This is a genomic window from Pseudoflavonifractor sp. MCC625 (assembly GCF_018784545.1).
In the GTDB taxonomy this organism is placed as follows: domain Bacteria; phylum Bacillota; class Clostridia; order Oscillospirales; family Oscillospiraceae; genus Pseudoflavonifractor_A; species Pseudoflavonifractor_A gallinarum.
The window spans coordinates 13,428-28,609 of the sequence record NZ_WQOJ01000008.1 but is presented as its reverse complement, the minus strand read 5'-3'; the positions used below and the strand labels follow the sequence as shown (position 1 = coordinate 28,609).

Here is a 15,182-nt window from a genome sequence, read left to right as displayed (position 1 = left end):
AGTCTTGCCCGTATTATACCGAAAAGATACCAATATGACAAGTAGGGGAGCGGTTTTTAACCGCTCCCCTAGTAAAATTATTCCAGTACAGCGCCCCGTGCGGCAGAGGTGACCAGCTTGGCATACCGGGCCAGGTAGCCGGTTTTGACCTTGGGCTCGGGGCAAACCCACTTGGCACGGCGTTCTGCCAGGGTGGCCTCGTCCACTTCCAGCTGGATCTTGCAGGCGGGGATATCAATGGAGATGATGTCCCCCTCCTCCACAAAGGCGATGGGGCCGCCCAGCGCGGCTTCGGGAGAGACATGGCCGATGGAGGCGCCGCGGGTAGCGCCCGAGAAGCGGCCGTCGGTAATGAGGGCCACGCTTTCGCCCAGGCCCATACCACAGATGGCGGAGGTGGGATTGAGCATTTCGCGCATGCCGGGACCGCCCTTGGGGCCCTCATAGCGGATGACCACCACGTCGCCGGAGACGATTTTGCCCTCATAGATGGCAGTGATGGCCTCCTCCTCGCTGTTGAACACCCGGGCGGGGCCGGTGTGGCGCATCATCTCGGGGGCGACGGCGGAACGCTTGACCACACAGCCCTCGGGTGCCAGGTTGCCCTTGAGGACGGCGATGCCGCCGTCGGGGGAGTAGGGGTTCTCGATGGGACGGATGAGCTCGGGATTCCGATTCTCCACACCCTCCAGGTTCTCCTCCATGGTTTTGCCGGTGCAGGTCATGACGCTGGTGTCCAGGAGGCCGCGCTTGGTCAGCTCCTTCATCACCGCGTAGACGCCGCCGGCACCCTCCAGATCCTCCATATAGGTGTCGCCGGCAGGGGCCAGGTGACAGAGGTTGGGAGTCTTGGAGGAGATCTCGTTGGACATGTCCAGATCCAGCTCGATGCCGCACTCGTGGGCGATGGCGGGCAGATGGAGCATGGTATTGGTGGAACATCCCAGTGCCATGTCCACCGTCTCGGCGTTATGGAAGGCGGCGGGGGTCATGATATCCCGGGGGCGGATGTTTTTCTCCACCAGCTCCATGATCTGCATGCCCGCGTGCTTGGCCAGGCGGAGACGGGCCGACCAGACCGCGGGAATGGTGCCGTTGCCCCGCAGGCCCATGCCGATGGCCTCGGTGAGGCAGTTCATAGAGTTTGCGGTATACATGCCGGAGCAGGAGCCGCAGGTGGGACAGGCGTTGTTCTCATAGTCCTCCACGCCGGCCTCATCCAGCTTGCCCGCCTTATAGGCGCCCACCGCCTCAAACATATGGGACAGGCAGGAGCGGCGGCCGTCGTTGAGCCGGCCGGCCAGCATGGGGCCGCCGGAACAGAAGATGGTGGGGATGTTTACCCGGGCGGCCGCCATGAGCAGGCCGGGCACGTTCTTGTCGCAGTTGGGGATCATGACCAGACCGTCAAACTGGTGAGCCATGGCCATGGCCTCAGTGGAGTCGGCAATGAGATCCCGGGTGACCAGGGAGTACTTCATGCCGATATGGCCCATGGCGATGCCGTCGCACACCGCAATGGCGGGGAACTCCACCGGCGTGCCGCCGGCGGCGCGGATGCCGGCCTTGACGGCCTCGGCGATCTTGTCCAGATTCATATGGCCGGGAACGATCTCGTTATAGGAGCAAACCACGCCGATGAGAGGACGCTCCAGCTCCTCCTTGGTGTAGCCCAGAGCATAGAAGAGGGAGCGGTTGGGGGCGCGCTCCACACCTTTTGTCACATGATCACTGCGCATGGAAAAGACCTCCTCAAAATCGCAAACAAAGTTGTATGATGACGCTTGCGTTGTATGATAACTTATTATAAAATAAGAGCAAGAAAGATGTCAAGCAGGAGAGGGAGGCTTTTATGGAGAAAAAAAACCTGGCACAGCAGACGGCGGAGCGGCTGTATGCGCGGATCGTCCTGGAAAAACAGATCGCCCCGGGCGAGAAACTGCCCAACGAGCTGGAGCTGGCGCAGGCCCTGGGCGTGAGCCGGGCCACCCTGCGGGAGGCGGTGCGCACGCTCACGGCCCAGGGGGTGCTGGAGGTGCGCCGCGGAAAGGGCACCTTTGTCTCCCGGGAGGTGGAGGGCATTGAGGACTTTGGCTTTGGCGGTCTGAGCCGGGTGAAGGGTCAGCTGCGGGACCTTTTTGAACTGCGCAGTATCTTTGAGCCGGCCGCCGCCCGGCTGGCCTGCTGCCGGGCCACCGAGGGAGAACTGGCCGACATTCTGGAGCGGGGGGCCGCAGTGGAGCGGTGCATCCGGGCGGGAAAGGACCGCACCGCCGCCGACGGGGCCTTCCATGCGTCCATCGTCCGGGCCACCCACAATGAATTCCTCACCCGTTTGCTGCCCCTCATCGACCGGGCGGTCATGACCGCAGTGGAGGCGGGAGAGCATGGAGAACAGCTGGCGGAGGACACCCTGCGGGACCACGCACTGCTCCTGGAGTTTTTTGCCCGCCGGGACGGAACCGGAGCCGAGCACGCCATGGCCATCCACATGCGCCACAGTATGGACGTGATGGGACTGGAAGGGGAATAAAAGACAGGCCGGCGATTTCCGCCGGCCTGTCTTTTATGGAATATCAAATTGGAATACCGCATTCCGAGGCGCTCTTTTGGGAGCCGGAAGAGCGGAAGGGGCAGGCCACCGCCCGGTTTCGGCCGGTGCGTTTGGCCTCATAGAGGGCGGTATCCGCCCGGGCGATCAGTTCTTCCAGGGTCCCATCTGATGGGATGGGGATCTCGGCACAGACTCCGGCGCTGAGAGTGACCCGGCGGCCCTCATTGTCCCAGTGGGGAAGCTGTTTCCGGGCCAGCGAGTCTACCACCCGGCGGGCGATCTCCAGTGCCTGAGCAGAGACGGGACCATAGAGAAAGAGGGCAAATTCCTCCCCGCCGTAGCGGATGATGTCCGCCTCTTTCAGCGCATCGTGATGGAGCAGGAACTGCGCCATCTGTTGGAGGAGACGGTCTCCCTGGGGATGACCGTAGCGGTCGTTGTAGCGCTTGAAGTGGTCGATATCCAGCATGATACAGGCGGCGCTCTCCCCATCCTCCCGACAGCGGCGGAACCGCTCCGCCACCGTGCGATGCAGATAGCGGCGGTTGTGGAGTCCAGTCAGAGTATCCGACATGACCTCCTGCCGGAGAATTTGGTGGGAGCGCTGAATTTCCTCATACTGGCGCTCAATGAGCAGCTCGTCCGCCTTGAGGCGAATCTGACTCCGATAGGTATAGATGGAGAGCGCTAGAGCCAGCAGGGAGAGAAAGAGGCTGTTGATGCCGTTGCTGAAGCGCTGGTCCAGTCCGTTGGGGCAGGGGAAAAAGGGGAGCATCAGGTTGAGCAGGATAAAATCCGACAGATAGAGCAGGGCACTTTTCCAGGGGGACATCATGGAGAAAAAGGCGGTGCTCAGGACAATACAGGTGTAGACGATCAGACTGTTTCCGCCCAGCTGATCATTGAGGGTGATCCCCACACTCCAGAGATTGAGAAAGACCACATAGAGATGGTATACGCCAAAATACCGGCGGATCATCTGGGGCATCTGCCGTCCCAGCTGCCTGGTATAGAGCAGCACAAAAATCGTCGCAGCCAGCAGGGAGAGGTAGAGCAGGATATAGGTCAGCCGTCGGAGATGGAGAAAGGGACCGCCCGGGCGGGTGGCCATCAACACCAGCATCACACATTCATAGAAGATGATCAGGCCCAGCAGCATGCTATGAAACCGATGGCTCTGTTGGTAGATGCGGAAAAAAATAGCGTCCTGATCGTCCAGGCTGTCGGGCAATCCCAGATAAGACCGCAGCAGGTCGGCGCGGGAAATATCATGATAAGGCTTCAATCGGCTCACCTCTGGCAGGAACATGTGGTGACAAAAATGGTAGAGGCATTATACAGGAATCCGGGAATTCCGTCAACCGCAGACAGCAAGACAGAACGCTTGTCTGCCAACCGGGTGGATGTTATATGGAGGGCGCAACCTGTGGTTGCGCCCCGGTTGGTGGACGCAACCGTACTCTATGGAGTAGAATAGAGGAATCCTGAACGAAAGAGGTGCAAAACATATATGATGACGATGGGGATACTGATTCCGTTTTTATTTCTCCTGTGGATCGTAGTTGTTGCAGTAGTGGTTGTGGTACTCCTGGTGGCTCGAAAGAGACGGGGCGGGAAAGGAGAGGAACAGGCGCGGCAGAGCGACACAAGTGACACGCTGGGAGAGGTGCTCAAAGCCCACCGGAAGCGCTGCGGGATGACCCAGGAGTTTGTGGCGGAAGCGGTGGGGGTGAGCCGTCAGGCGGTGAGCAAGTGGGAGAGCGGACTCTCCTGCCCCAGCACCGCCAATCTGCTGACGCTGGCCAAACTGTACGGCGTATCCATGGAAGAATTGCTTCGCCAGGCGGAGGCGGAAAGACGGGACACCCAGGCGGAATAAAATAGGGAAGCCTTGTGCCCCAAGGACTCTACTGCTGGTCGATTGACGTGGGCGATCCCTCCGGATAGGATGGGGAGAGAAGGAGGGAAGCCGATGTACGAAATTGAAAAAGAGCGCTTTGGGACCTTTTTGCATCAGCTGCGCCGGGAGCGGGGCATGACGCAGAAGGAGCTGGCACAGCAGCTCTATGTATCCGACAAGGCGGTGAGCAAGTGGGAGCGTGGGTTGAGCCTGCCCGATGTGACGCTCCTTCTGCCGCTGGCCGACTGCCTGGGGGTGAGCGTCACCGAGCTGCTCCGGGGGGAACGGAACCAGACAAGGGAGCTTCCGGTGGAGGAGGTGGAGGCGCTGGTGAACGCCTCCCTGCGTCTGAGTGAGGGGGAACAGAGAGCGCGTGCGCAGCGCCGGAGGAGATGGCAGTTGGCCTTTGTCCTCTGCGCGCTGGCCGGACTGGTGCAGACCGTGCTCCTGCTGACAAGGGGTGGGTATGGCTGGACCGATCTGGAGGACACGGTGATACTGGTGGAACTGCTCTCCCTTCTCTTTGGAGCCTATCTGTGTTTTGGCGCGAAGGAGCAGCTGCCTGCCTACTATGATCAGAACCGCATCAGCAGTTACAGCGACGGGCCTTTCCGGATGAATCTGCCCGGAGTACGCTTTCATAACAGCAACTGGCCCCATATTCTGAACGCCATGCGGGGGTGGCTGCTGGGGGCGCTGACTCTTTTTCCGGCACTGTGGTGGGGGCTCCGTCATCTGTGGCCCGGATTGGCCGGACAGGGGGAGCGTTTTCTGGCCCTGGCGGCCATGCTGGGCATGCTCCTGGCAGCGACCATCGTGGGCAAACGATACGAATAAAAATTACCATTGGAGTGACGGAAAGCCCAGAAGGCCTCTCCAAAGGGTAATTGACAAGAAATAGTACTTAAATTAAAATAAAAATATCCAGAGAACCTAAATTTGAGTCAAAACAGAAGCGGCTGGCAGGGGAGAGGACAAGTCATATCCGGAGGGAGGATTGCTATGCTCACGGTATGGAATCGCTGTGAATTGACCTCTTGCTGTACCATGGAAGAATGTCGGGACATTACCTCCCGTTTGCGGGAGAATCAGATCGATTGCACCGTGAAAACGATCAACAGAAGTTCTCCGTCAGTCCTCAACAGAGGAACAAGGACGTCCTGCGGCACCCTGTTTGAGGACAACAGCTACCGCTATCGGATTTATGTGAAGCGTGCAGATCGAGAGGCGGCAAAAGAAGTGCTTGGGATCTCAGACATTCGATAAGGAGCCGTATACAAAAAGAAGCCCGGAAGGCCATTGGCCTTCCGGGCTTGTTGTTATGATGGGATTTAGTTGGAGGCAGTGTCCAGATCCTGGTCGCCGCCCCAGATCATGTTCTTGCGCAGCTCCTCGCCCACGACCTCCATCTGATGCTTCTTGAGGAGGGCACGCTTGGAGTTGAAGAAGGTCCGGCCGTTCTTGTTCTCAGCGATCCACTTGCCGGCGAAGGTGCCGTCCTGGATGTCGGAGAGAACCGCGCGCATGCGGGCCTTGGTCTCCTCGTGGGGGATGACACGGGGACCGGAGACATACTCGCCGTACTCGGCGGTGTCGGAGATGGAGTAGTTCATCATGCCCACGCCGCCCTTGTTGATGAGGTCGATGATGAGCTTCATCTCGTGGATGCACTCGAAGTAGGCGTTCTCGGGCTCGTAGCCGGCCTCCACCAGCACCTCGAAGCCGCAGCGCATCAGGTCCACCACGCCGCCGCACAGGACGGTCTGCTCACCGAAGAGGTCGGTCTCAGTCTCGTCGTGGAAGGTGGTCTCCATCACGCCGGCACGGGCACCGCCGATGCCCGCGATGTAGGCCAGAGCCAGCTTCAGAGCGTTGCCGGTGGCATTCTGCTCCACGGCCACCAGGCAGGGCACGCCCTTGCCGGCCACATACTGGGAGCGGACGGTGTGGCCGGGGCCCTTGGGGGCAGCCATGAAGACGTCCACACCGGCGGGAGGCACGATCTGGCCATAGCGGATGTTGAAGCCGTGGGCGAACGCCAGGGCCTTGCCCTCGGTCATGTGGGGGGCGATCTCGCTCTTGTAGACATCGGCCTGGACCTCGTCGTTGATGAGGATCATCACGATGTCGCCCCACTGAGCGGCCTCGGCGATGGTCTTAACGGTGAGACCGGCCTTCTCCGCCTCGGCCCAGCGCTTGGAGCCTGCGCGCAGGCCCACGCACACGTCGCAGCCGGAATCCTTCAGGTTGAGGGCGTGGGCGTGTCCCTGAGAGCCGTAACCGATGATCGCGATCTTCTTACCGTCCAGGTAGCTGAGCTCGCAATCCTTCTCGTAATACATCTTAGCCATGATCATACACTCCTTTTGGTTTGAGGTGGATTATTATTGTTCCTATGATACCATGAAGGGGGAAAAAAGAATGATAACTAGGTTACAATCTGAAGAAAAAATCGGATGACGTTTACAGGAAATTCTTGCCCAGGTTGAACTCGGCCTTTTCCTTGTTGTCGTCGCTGATGGTGTAGGCACCGCGCTCCAGCGCCACCATGCCGGTACGGACCAGCTCCAGAATGCCGAAAGCCTCCAGCAGGCCCTGCATGGCCTCTGCCTTGTTCTCATCACCGATGAGGGCGAGGGTCAGGGATTTGAGGGAGACGTCGATGATGGACGCCCGGAAGATGTTGGCGATCTGGATGATCTCGTTGCGGATGTCGGGGGTCTCGGCCTTGACCTTGAACATGACCAGTTCCCGGCGGATGGAGCGCTCGGGCAGCAGCTCCTGCACCGAGTAGACGCAGAAGAGCTTGCTGAGCTGGTTCATGACCTGCTCAATGGTCTTGGCGTCCCCCATGACCTCAATGGTGATACGGGAGACTGCCGGGTCGTCGGTGGTGCCCACCGCCAGGGATTCGATGTTGTAGCCCTTGCGGGAGAAGAGCCGGGAGACCTGGGAGAGAACGCCGGCGGAGTTCTCCACCAGGACCGACAGGGTGTGGCGGGTGATCGTGATCGGATTGGATTTCATGGCGTTCCCCTCCTTTTAATCCAGCAGAAATTCGGTTGCGGGTGCGCCGCCGGGCACCATGGGATGGACCATGGCGTCCTTGTCGATGGCGCAGTCGATGACCCAGGCCTCACCGCTGTCCACGGCGGTGCGCAGGGCGGCCTCAAATTCTGCCTGGGTCTTGGCCCGGGCGCCGCGGAGGCCATAGGCCTCTGCCAGCTTGACAAAGTCGGGGCCGCGGTCCAGGTCGGTCTGGGAGTAGCGCTCCCCGTAGATGAGGTGCTGCCACTGGCGGACCATGCCCAGCGTGCCGTTGTCGAAGATGACAATGATGACCGGGATATGATAGTGCTCCACGGTAGCCAGCTCGTGGCAGTTCATGCGGAAGCAGCCGTCGCCGGTGCAGAGCACCACGGTCTGGTCGGGATTTCCCACCTTGGCGCCCATGGCGGCCCCCAGGCCAAAGCCCATGGTGCCGAAGCCGCCCGAGGTAACCAGCTGGCCGGGACGGGAGAAGTGATAGTACTGGGCCGACCACATCTGATGCTGGCCCACGTCGGTGGCGATGATGGCCTGGCCATCGGTGACGTCGGAGATGGTCTCCAGGATCTCGTGGGGGTGGAGGATACCGTCCTGGACAAAGGGGACCTCCTTGTGGGAGAAGACGAACTCCTTCCACTCGGGATAGTCGTGGGCGGGGAGTTTTTCATTGAGCAGCTCCAGCACACGTCTTGCGTCGCCGATGATGTGGTGGTCGGTCTGGACGTTCTTGTCGATCTCGGCCCGGTCGATGTCGATATGTACGATCTTGGCCTGGCTGGCAAAGGTGGCCGGATCGGTGGCCACCCGGTCGGAGAACCGGCAGCCGATGGCGATGAGCAGGTCGCACTGGCTGGAGGCGATGTTGGACGCATGGGAGCCATGCATACCGATCATGCCGGTAAAGAGGGGATGGTTGCCGGGACAGGCGCCGCCGCCCATGATGGTGGAGGCCACCGGCGCACCCAGACGCTCAAAGAATCTGCGGAACTCGGGCACCGCGCCCTTGGAACGGATGACGCCGCCGCCCACCAGAATGAGGGGACGCTTGGCCTCCTCGATCATGGAGAGGAGCTTTTCAATGTCTCCATAGTCGGGCTCAGGTGTCTTGAGGTCGTGGCTGGAGCGGCGCAGCATGGCGCCCAGGCGGCCGTGGCGGCCGTGCTCCGAGACGGGGAGAGGCTCATAGTCGGCCTCCGAGGCGGTGACATTTTTGGCAATGTCGATGAGCACGGGGCCGGGACGGCCCGAACGGGCGATGGCAAAGGCCTCCCGCACCACGTCGGCCAGCTGGTCCGGGTCCTTGACCAGGTAGTTGCACTTGGTGATGGGCATGGAGATGCCGGTAATGTCCACCTCCTGGAAGGAGTCCTTGCCGATGAGGCTTTCCACCACGTTACAGGTGATAAAGACCACCGGAGAGGAGTCGTAGTAGGCGGTGGCAATGCCGGTGGTCAGGTTGGTGGCGCCCGGTCCGGAGGTGGCAAAGCACACGCCCACCTTGCCGGTGGAGCGGGCATATCCGTCGGCGGCGTGGGAGGCGCCCTGCTCATGGGCAGTCAGAATATGGCGGATCTTGTTCTTGTATCCGTGCAGCTCCATCTCATCATAGATGTTTAGGATCGTGCCTCCGGGATAGCCAAATACCGTATCCACGCCCTGCTCCAGCAGACACTCCATCAGAATTTGGGAACATTTCATTCTCATAGGTCTAGGGCCTCCTTCATACTGGTCTATATACGCAAAACGGCCTCGTCCTGAAAGGACGAAGCCGCTATACTCCGTGGTACCACCTTAATTCGCGGAAGCCATGCTCCCGCGCACTTGCTGCCCCGCTAACGGAGGGGAAACCGGCAGAGCCTACTGGCGGGGTACGTCCCCGGGTTCAACCCGCTGCTCCTGGGTGATGTTCGAGGTGCGGCGGTCCCGGGAGCTTACACCATCCGCTCCCTCTCTGCGCATTTCCACCGCTTCTACTTGCCCAGTCATCGCCTTTGACGATTCATAATTTCCGCCCGACGGAAGCCTGGAACGAGGCCTCTGCGGCGGAGAGTGAAATTATGATAAGAATACTCCTGAGACGGACATTTGTCAACTGTGGTTTTTTACAAAGACAGCGCACTAGCGCTTTAAAGTATAGTGAAAATGGAAAGAAAAGCAAGCCAAGATCGACCTCTGGCGGAAAAAAGAGGCGATATTTTGGAACGAAAAAAAGTGATATAAGGATAAACTGAGTGGTTTATAGAAAAAAGCGTAATTTTTTTGCGGAATCACTAGACTTTTTCGGCTGGCTGCGATATGATAGTATCTGTTTGAAAGTGCGGTTTCGCACGGAAAAGAGAGCGGCGGAAACGTGCCACAGTTTCCGTCCGAGACTGGCCCCGGGAGGGGCCTGATTTGTGAGGTGGACCTATGAAATTATCCTTTTATGGCGGCGTGCATCCCAATGAGCACAAGGAGCTGACCTGTACCAAGGCAGTCGAGCCGCTGCGCAAGGCCCCGGCTCAGGTGGCTCTGGCCATGTCCATGCACGTGGGAGCACCCTGCGCACCTGTGGTGAAGGTGGGCGATCAGGTGACCGTCGGTCAGAAGATCGCGGAGGTGACCGGCCTGGGCGCGCCCATCCATGCCAGCGTCTCCGGCAAGGTCGTGGCCATCGAGCCCCGTCCCTACTGCGGCGGCGGCAAGGTGATGGCGGTCGTGATCGAGAACGACTTCCAGAATACCTTTGGCTCCGAGCTGACCCCCCATCCCGACTATGAGAAGCTGACCACCGACGAGATCATCAACATCGTCAAGGAGGCCGGCATCACCGGTATGGGCGGCGCAGGCTTCCCGACCCACGTGAAGATCAGCTCCGGCATCGGCAAGGTGGACACGCTCATCGTCAACGCGGCGGAGTGTGAGCCCTATCTGACTTCCGACCACCGGCTCATGCTGGAGGATGGCGAGCGCATCATCAAGGGCCTGAAGATTCTGATGAAGACCTTCAACCTGAACAAGGCCTATATCGGCATCGAGGACAACAAGCCCGACGCCATTGAGAAGATGAAGAGCCTGGCGGACGGCGGCATCGAGATCGTGGTGTGCCGCACCCGTTACCCCCAGGGCGCAGAAAAGCAGCTCATCCAGCGCATCACCGGCCGCGAGGTGCCCCCCGGCGGACTGCCCGCCCACGTGGGCTGCGCCGTGTTCAACGCCAGCACCACCGCTGCGGTGTATGACGCCGTGGTGGAGGGCAAGCCCCTCACCCAGCGCATCGTCACCCTCACCGGCGGCGCTCTGGCTGAGCCCCGCAACGTGCTGGTGCCCTTCGGCACCCCCATTGAGCACCTGGTGGAAGAGGCCGGCGGCTTCAAGGAGACCCCCGACCGGGTCCTGCTGGGCGGCCCCATGATGGGCATTGCTGCCTATGACCTGTCCGCCTGCACCATCAAGGGCAACAACGGCGTGCTGTGCATGACCAAGGCCGAGGCGGCCGAGCATGTGGAGAATCCCACCTGCATCCGCTGCGGACGCTGCGTCAACGTCTGCCCCATGCACCTGACCCCTGTGTACATGCACCTGTATGCTGAGAAGCGCCGCTGGGATGAGGCCGAGGGCCTGCACCTGATGGACTGCATCGAGTGCGGTTCCTGTAACTACATCTGCCCTGCCCGTGTGCCCCTGGTCCAGTCCTTCCGGATGGCCAAGTTCGAGATCCGTACCCTGGCCATGAAGCGTAAGGCCGAGGCAGAGAAGGAGGCTAAGAAAGCATGATTGACACCAAGAATCTGAAGCTCTCCGTGGCTTCCTCCCCCCATGTCTGTTCCCCGGTGAACACCAGCCGGCTGATGCTGGATGTGCTCATCGCTCTGGTTCCCGCCCTGTGTATGGCGGTGTATGTCTTTGGTCCCCGCGCCCTGACCATGACCGTGGTGTCGGTGCTGGGCTGTGAATTCTTCGAGTGGGGCTACCGCAAGCTCCTGAAAAAGCCCTCGGCCAACGGAGATTTCTCCGCCGCCGTTACCGGCGTGCTGCTGGCCTTTGTCTGCCCCGTGACGCTGCCCTACTGGACCCTCCTGATCGGCGACTTCTTCGCCATCGTGGTGGTCAAGCAGCTCTTCGGCGGCCTGGGCCAGAATTTTATGAACCCCGCGCTGGGTGGCCGTGCCTTCCTGATGATGTGCTACCCCATCGCCATGACCACCTGGGTGCTGCCCGGTGTGAAGAACTGGGCGGGCGTCTTTTCCGCCGCTGACGCGGTGACCGGCGCCACCCCCATGGCCTCTCTGCACGCCCATCTGGATGTGGCCACCGGCACCAATGTGCACACCCTGCCTGCCGACGGCCTGGCCAACCTCTTTGTGGGCAACGTGGGCGGCTGCCTGGGTGAGGTCTCCGCACTGCTCCTGCTGCTGGGCGGCATCTACCTCATCTGGCGCGGCGTCATCCGCGCCCGCATCCCCGTGGCCTATCTCGCCACCGTGGCGGTGCTCTGCTTCCTCTTCCCCCAGGGCGGCATTGCCCGGGTGGACTGGATGCTCTACAACCTGTGCGGCGGCGGCCTGATGCTGGGCGCCTTCTTCATGGCGACCGACTATGTGACCAGCCCCGTGACCAAGATGGGCGAGATCTACTTCGGCATTGGCTGCGGCCTGCTGACCATCTTCATCCGCTACTTCGGCGGCTATCCCGAGGGTGTCAGCTACGCCATCCTGCTGATGAACATCTGCGTGTGGCTGCTGGATAAGGCCGGAAAGCCCGGCCGCTTCGGCGTCACCAAGGAAATGAAGGCCAAGGCAAAGGAGGGCGCGGCGAAATGAGCGAGATCGTGATGAACAAAAAGAAAGAGCCGAGCCTGGCCATGCTGGTTGTGGTTCTGACCGCTATCAGCCTGATCACCGCCCTGCTGCTGGGTGCGGTCAATATGGTCACCGCGCCTCAGATTAAGCTGAACACCGAGAAAAAGACCGCGGAGGCCATGCAGGCTGTGCTCCCCACGGAGGACGGCGTCTACACCCCCGTGGAGTACACCGGAGAGGATTCCACCGTGCAGGCCGTGTACCAGGCCGGCGACGCCGGCTATGTGGTCCAGGTCAAGCCCGCCACCTCCTTCAGCGGTACGCTGAGCGTGATGGTTGGTGTTGGGACCGACGGCACCTGCACCGGCATCTCCATCGTTGAGACCGGTGAGACCTCCGGTCTGGGCTCCAATGCCGGCAAGCCGGATTGGCAGGCCCAGTTCGTGGGTAAGAGCGGTAAGGTCTCCGTCACCAAGGACGGCGGCGAGATCAACGCCCTCACCGGCGCCACCATCACCTCCCGCGGCGTGTGCGAGAGCGTCACCAGTGCGCTGGCGGCCGCCGCCAGCCTGGGCTAAGGAGGGCACAGAACATGAATGTGAAAAAGCAATTTCTGGACGGTCTGATCTTCCAGAACCCCGTTACCGTACAGCTGCTTGGTATGTGCTCCGTGATGGCCATTACCACCAGCCTCTTCAACGGTCTGGGTATGGGCGTATCCGTGCTCATCATCCTGACCTGCGCCAATATCGTTATCTCCCTGCTGCGCAAGATCATCCCCAGCAAGGTGCGTATCGCCTGCTACATCGTCGTGATCGCCGGGTTCGTGACCATTGTGGACCTGCTGCTCAAGGCCTATCTCCCCAGCCTGTCCGAGAGCCTGGGCCTCTTCATTCCCCTGATCGTGGTGAACTGTATCATCCTGGGCCGTGCCGAGTCCTTCGCCTCCAAGAACGGCGTGGCGGCCTCCGCCCTGGATGGTATCTTCCAGGGCCTGGGCTACACCGTGATCCTGGTCATCATGTGTGTGATCCGTGAGTTCCTGGGCAACGGCACCTTTGGCGGCGGCATCCTCAACGGCGGCGACGGCATCCGCATCCTGCCCGAGGGGATTCCCGCGCTGGGCATGGTGCTGCCGGTGGGCGGCTTCCTGACCCTGGCCGTGGTGATCGCTACCATGCAGTATTTCCTCAATAAGCCCAAGAAGGGCAGCGACAAGAAAGAGGAGGTGGCCAAGTAATGCTGAGTTTCACCGAACTCTTTGGCATCGCGCTGGGCGCAATTCTGGTCAACAACTTCATTTTCGCCCAGTTCCTGGGCATCTGCCCCTTCATGGGCGTGTCCAAGAAGATCGATACCGCCCTGGGTATGGGCATGGCCGTTATCTTCGTCATGGGCGTGGCCAGCGCCGTGTGCTGGCCCATCAACCACTTCATTCTGGAGAAGTTCAATCTGGTCTTTATGCAGACCGTGACCTATATCCTGGTCATCGCCTCCCTGGTGCAGTTCGTGGAGATGTTCCTCCAGAAGGCTATGCCTTCTCTGTATGAGGCCCTGGGCGTGTACCTGCCCCTCATCACCACCAACTGCGCCGTGCTGGGCGTGGTGCTCCAGAATACCCAGAACAGCTATGGCTTCATCGAGAGCCTGGTCTACGGCGTCACTGGCGGCGTGGGCTTCCTGCTGGCCATCGTGCTCTTTGCCAGCGTGCGGGAGCGGCTGGAGTTTGCCGAGTGCCCCAAGGCCTTTGAGGGCTTCCCCATCGCGCTGGTGACCGCCGGCCTGTTGGCCCTGGCCTTCCTGGGCTTCTCCGGCCTGAAGGTATTTTAAGGGAGGCTGGAAAGAATGAACACTGTTATTGCTGCTGTTGTCGTGCTCGGCGTGCTGGGCGCGATCTTCGGTCTGATCCTGGCCTATGCCTCCAAGGCCTTTGCCGTGGAGAAGGACCCCCGTGAAGAGGCCATTTCTGCCTGCCTGCCCGGCGCCAACTGCGGCGGCTGCGGCTATCCCGGCTGCGGCGGCTATGCCGCTGCCGTGGTGGCTGGTAAGGCTGCCACCAACTGCTGTGCTGCCGGCGGCGACGCCGTGGCGGCCCAGATCGCCGAGATCATGGGCGTGAAGGCTGAGGCCTCCGCCAAGATGATCGCCCAGGTACAGTGCACCGGCGGCTGCCGTGGCCACGAGCAGTACGAGTATGTGGGTATCCACGACTGTGCTGCTGCCGCCCGCCTGCCCGGCGGCGGCCCTGCCGGCTGCTCCTTCGGCTGCCTGGGCTTCGGCACCTGTGAGGCCGTGTGTCCCTTTGACGCCATCCACGTGGTGGACGGCGTGGCCAAGGTGGACGAGGAGAAGTGTAAGGCCTGTAAGAAGTGCGTGGACGCCTGTCCCCGCCACATCATCCTGCTGGCTCCCTACAAGACCAAGCGCCACGTGGCCATCACCTGTTCCTCCAAGGACAAGGGTGCTGACGTGCGCAAGGTGTGCGACAACGGCTGTATCGGCTGTGGTCTGTGCGCCAAGGCCTGCCCCAAGGAAGCCATCACCGTGGACAAGAATCTGGCTGTCATTGACTATGACAAGTGCGTGGGCTGCGGCCTGTGCGCCCAGAAGTGTCCCCGCAAGCTCATCACTGTGGACGGAAAGGTCCCCGAGGTGAAGCCCGCCGCCCCCAAGGCGGCCCCCGCTGCTGCCAAGCCTGAGGCAGCGGAGTAAAATCTGCAATTTGTACGACCAGCCCCGGACGATTGTCCGGGGCTGGTCGTATTTATTTGCCTGTTTTAATTGGAAAAATTTTCATTAGTACTACTAATGCGTTGACAACTTGAATTTTATGCTATAAAATCAAAATATAACCGCAAAAATAGAATGATTTGCGGAATTTAAGCGCGGAAGGATGAAA

General features: G+C 60.6%; 14 protein-coding genes and 1 other annotated feature. Of the genes, 9 read left to right on the top strand and 5 right to left on the bottom strand.

The genetic code is table 11. The features are described from left to right. Window positions 1-77 precede the first annotated feature (77 nt). Complete coding sequence (ilvD, locus tag GPK94_RS02160; protein WP_215654229.1) at window positions 78-1,739, bottom strand: dihydroxy-acid dehydratase; 1,662 nt, start codon at window positions 1,737-1,739, stop codon at window positions 78-80. A 113-nt stretch (window positions 1,740-1,852) separates the two neighbouring features. Here ilvD and GPK94_RS02155 point away from each other — a divergent pair, with 113 nt between their 5' ends. Further along, window positions 1,853-2,533 carry an FCD domain-containing protein gene (locus GPK94_RS02155; RefSeq protein WP_101691559.1) on the top strand — a complete coding sequence of 227 codons (681 nt, stop codon included), beginning with the start codon at window positions 1,853-1,855 and terminating at the stop codon, window positions 2,531-2,533. Window positions 2,534-2,576: 43 nt separating this feature from the next. Here the strand turns inward: GPK94_RS02155 and GPK94_RS02150 are convergent, their stop codons facing one another. Next, a complete protein-coding gene (locus tag GPK94_RS02150; protein WP_215654227.1) occupies window positions 2,577-3,839 on the bottom strand; it encodes a GGDEF domain-containing protein in 1,263 nt (420 codons plus the stop codon). Between the two features lie 306 nt (window positions 3,840-4,145). Between GPK94_RS02150 and GPK94_RS02145 the strand changes: the two genes are divergently transcribed. Both GPK94_RS02145 and GPK94_RS02140 read left to right on the top strand, forming a co-directional pair. After that, the gene (locus GPK94_RS02145; protein WP_346727974.1) at window positions 4,146-4,433 is read left to right on the top strand and encodes a helix-turn-helix transcriptional regulator; all 288 of its coding nucleotides are present in this window, start codon (window positions 4,146-4,148) and stop codon (window positions 4,431-4,433) included. 93 nt (window positions 4,434-4,526) lie between these two features. Next, on the top strand, window positions 4,527-5,291 hold the full coding sequence (locus tag GPK94_RS02140; protein WP_215654225.1) for a helix-turn-helix transcriptional regulator: 765 nt from the start codon (window positions 4,527-4,529) through the stop codon (window positions 5,289-5,291). Between the two features lie 494 nt (window positions 5,292-5,785). Here GPK94_RS02140 and ilvC read toward each other — a convergent pair whose 3' ends face one another. The 3 genes from ilvC to ilvB form a co-directional block, all read right to left on the bottom strand. Next, window positions 5,786-6,805, bottom strand: a complete 1,020-nt coding sequence (gene ilvC / locus GPK94_RS02135; protein ID WP_186963913.1) for a ketol-acid reductoisomerase — start codon at window positions 6,803-6,805, stop codon at window positions 5,786-5,788. Window positions 6,806-6,917: 112 nt separating this feature from the next. After that, complete coding sequence (ilvN, locus tag GPK94_RS02130) at window positions 6,918-7,481, bottom strand: acetolactate synthase small subunit (RefSeq protein ID WP_101691554.1); 564 nt, start codon at window positions 7,479-7,481, stop codon at window positions 6,918-6,920. 15 nt (window positions 7,482-7,496) lie between these two features. Next, window positions 7,497-9,206, bottom strand: coding sequence for a biosynthetic-type acetolactate synthase large subunit (gene ilvB / locus GPK94_RS02125; protein ID WP_195279458.1), 1,710 nt, complete (start codon window positions 9,204-9,206; stop codon window positions 7,497-7,499). A 51-nt stretch (window positions 9,207-9,257) separates the two neighbouring features. After that, window positions 9,258-9,497 (bottom strand) — a binding site (T-box leader). A gap of 414 nt (window positions 9,498-9,911) precedes the next feature. Here ilvB and rsxC point away from each other — a divergent pair. The 6 genes from rsxC to GPK94_RS02095 are packed head-to-tail and all read left to right on the top strand — an operon-like array spanning window position 9,912 to window position 14,995. Next, the gene (rsxC, locus tag GPK94_RS02120) at window positions 9,912-11,258 is read left to right on the top strand and encodes an electron transport complex subunit RsxC (RefSeq protein ID WP_101691552.1); all 1,347 of its coding nucleotides are present in this window, start codon (window positions 9,912-9,914) and stop codon (window positions 11,256-11,258) included. Then, window positions 11,255-12,304 (top strand): RnfABCDGE type electron transport complex subunit D, encoded by a 1,050-nt coding sequence (locus GPK94_RS02115; protein WP_101691551.1) that lies wholly within the window; start codon window positions 11,255-11,257, stop codon window positions 12,302-12,304. Before rsxC ends, GPK94_RS02115 begins: the two co-directional genes overlap by 4 nt. Continuing rightward, complete coding sequence (locus GPK94_RS02110; RefSeq protein WP_186963916.1) at window positions 12,301-12,861, top strand: FMN-binding protein; 561 nt, start codon at window positions 12,301-12,303, stop codon at window positions 12,859-12,861. The genes GPK94_RS02115 and GPK94_RS02110 overlap by 4 nt, the downstream gene beginning before the upstream one ends. 14 nt (window positions 12,862-12,875) lie before the next feature. Then, a complete protein-coding gene (locus GPK94_RS02105; protein ID WP_195279459.1) occupies window positions 12,876-13,523 on the top strand; it encodes an electron transport complex subunit E in 648 nt (215 codons plus the stop codon). Then, window positions 13,523-14,113 carry an electron transport complex subunit RsxA gene (gene rsxA / locus GPK94_RS02100; protein ID WP_207730633.1) on the top strand — a complete coding sequence of 197 codons (591 nt, stop codon included), beginning with the start codon at window positions 13,523-13,525 and terminating at the stop codon, window positions 14,111-14,113. Before GPK94_RS02105 ends, rsxA begins: the two co-directional genes overlap by 1 nt. Before the next feature lie 15 nt (window positions 14,114-14,128). Next, window positions 14,129-14,995: an RnfABCDGE type electron transport complex subunit B gene (locus tag GPK94_RS02095; protein WP_215654222.1), complete on the top strand. Its 867-nt coding sequence runs from the start codon at window positions 14,129-14,131 to the stop codon at window positions 14,993-14,995. Window positions 14,996-15,182 lie beyond the last annotated feature (187 nt).

Coding starts and splice junctions, on each gene's coding strand:
- ilvD (WP_215654229.1), bottom strand. CDS start 1,739: ATGCGCAGTGATCATGTGACAAAAGGTGTGGAGCGCGCCCCCAACCGC.
- GPK94_RS02155 (WP_101691559.1), top strand. CDS start 1,853: ATGGAGAAAAAAAACCTGGCACAGCAGACGGCGGAGCGGCTGTATGCG.
- GPK94_RS02140 (WP_215654225.1), top strand. CDS start 4,527: ATGTACGAAATTGAAAAAGAGCGCTTTGGGACCTTTTTGCATCAGCTG.
- ilvC (WP_186963913.1), bottom strand. CDS start 6,805: ATGGCTAAGATGTATTACGAGAAGGATTGCGAGCTCAGCTACCTGGAC.
- ilvN (WP_101691554.1), bottom strand. CDS start 7,481: ATGAAATCCAATCCGATCACGATCACCCGCCACACCCTGTCGGTCCTG.
- ilvB (WP_195279458.1), bottom strand. CDS start 9,206: ATGAGAATGAAATGTTCCCAAATTCTGATGGAGTGTCTGCTGGAGCAG.
- rsxC (WP_101691552.1), top strand. CDS start 9,912: ATGAAATTATCCTTTTATGGCGGCGTGCATCCCAATGAGCACAAGGAG.
- GPK94_RS02115 (WP_101691551.1), top strand. CDS start 11,255: ATGATTGACACCAAGAATCTGAAGCTCTCCGTGGCTTCCTCCCCCCAT.
- GPK94_RS02110 (WP_186963916.1), top strand. CDS start 12,301: ATGAGCGAGATCGTGATGAACAAAAAGAAAGAGCCGAGCCTGGCCATG.
- GPK94_RS02105 (WP_195279459.1), top strand. CDS start 12,876: ATGAATGTGAAAAAGCAATTTCTGGACGGTCTGATCTTCCAGAACCCC.
- rsxA (WP_207730633.1), top strand. CDS start 13,523: ATGCTGAGTTTCACCGAACTCTTTGGCATCGCGCTGGGCGCAATTCTG.
- GPK94_RS02095 (WP_215654222.1), top strand. CDS start 14,129: ATGAACACTGTTATTGCTGCTGTTGTCGTGCTCGGCGTGCTGGGCGCG.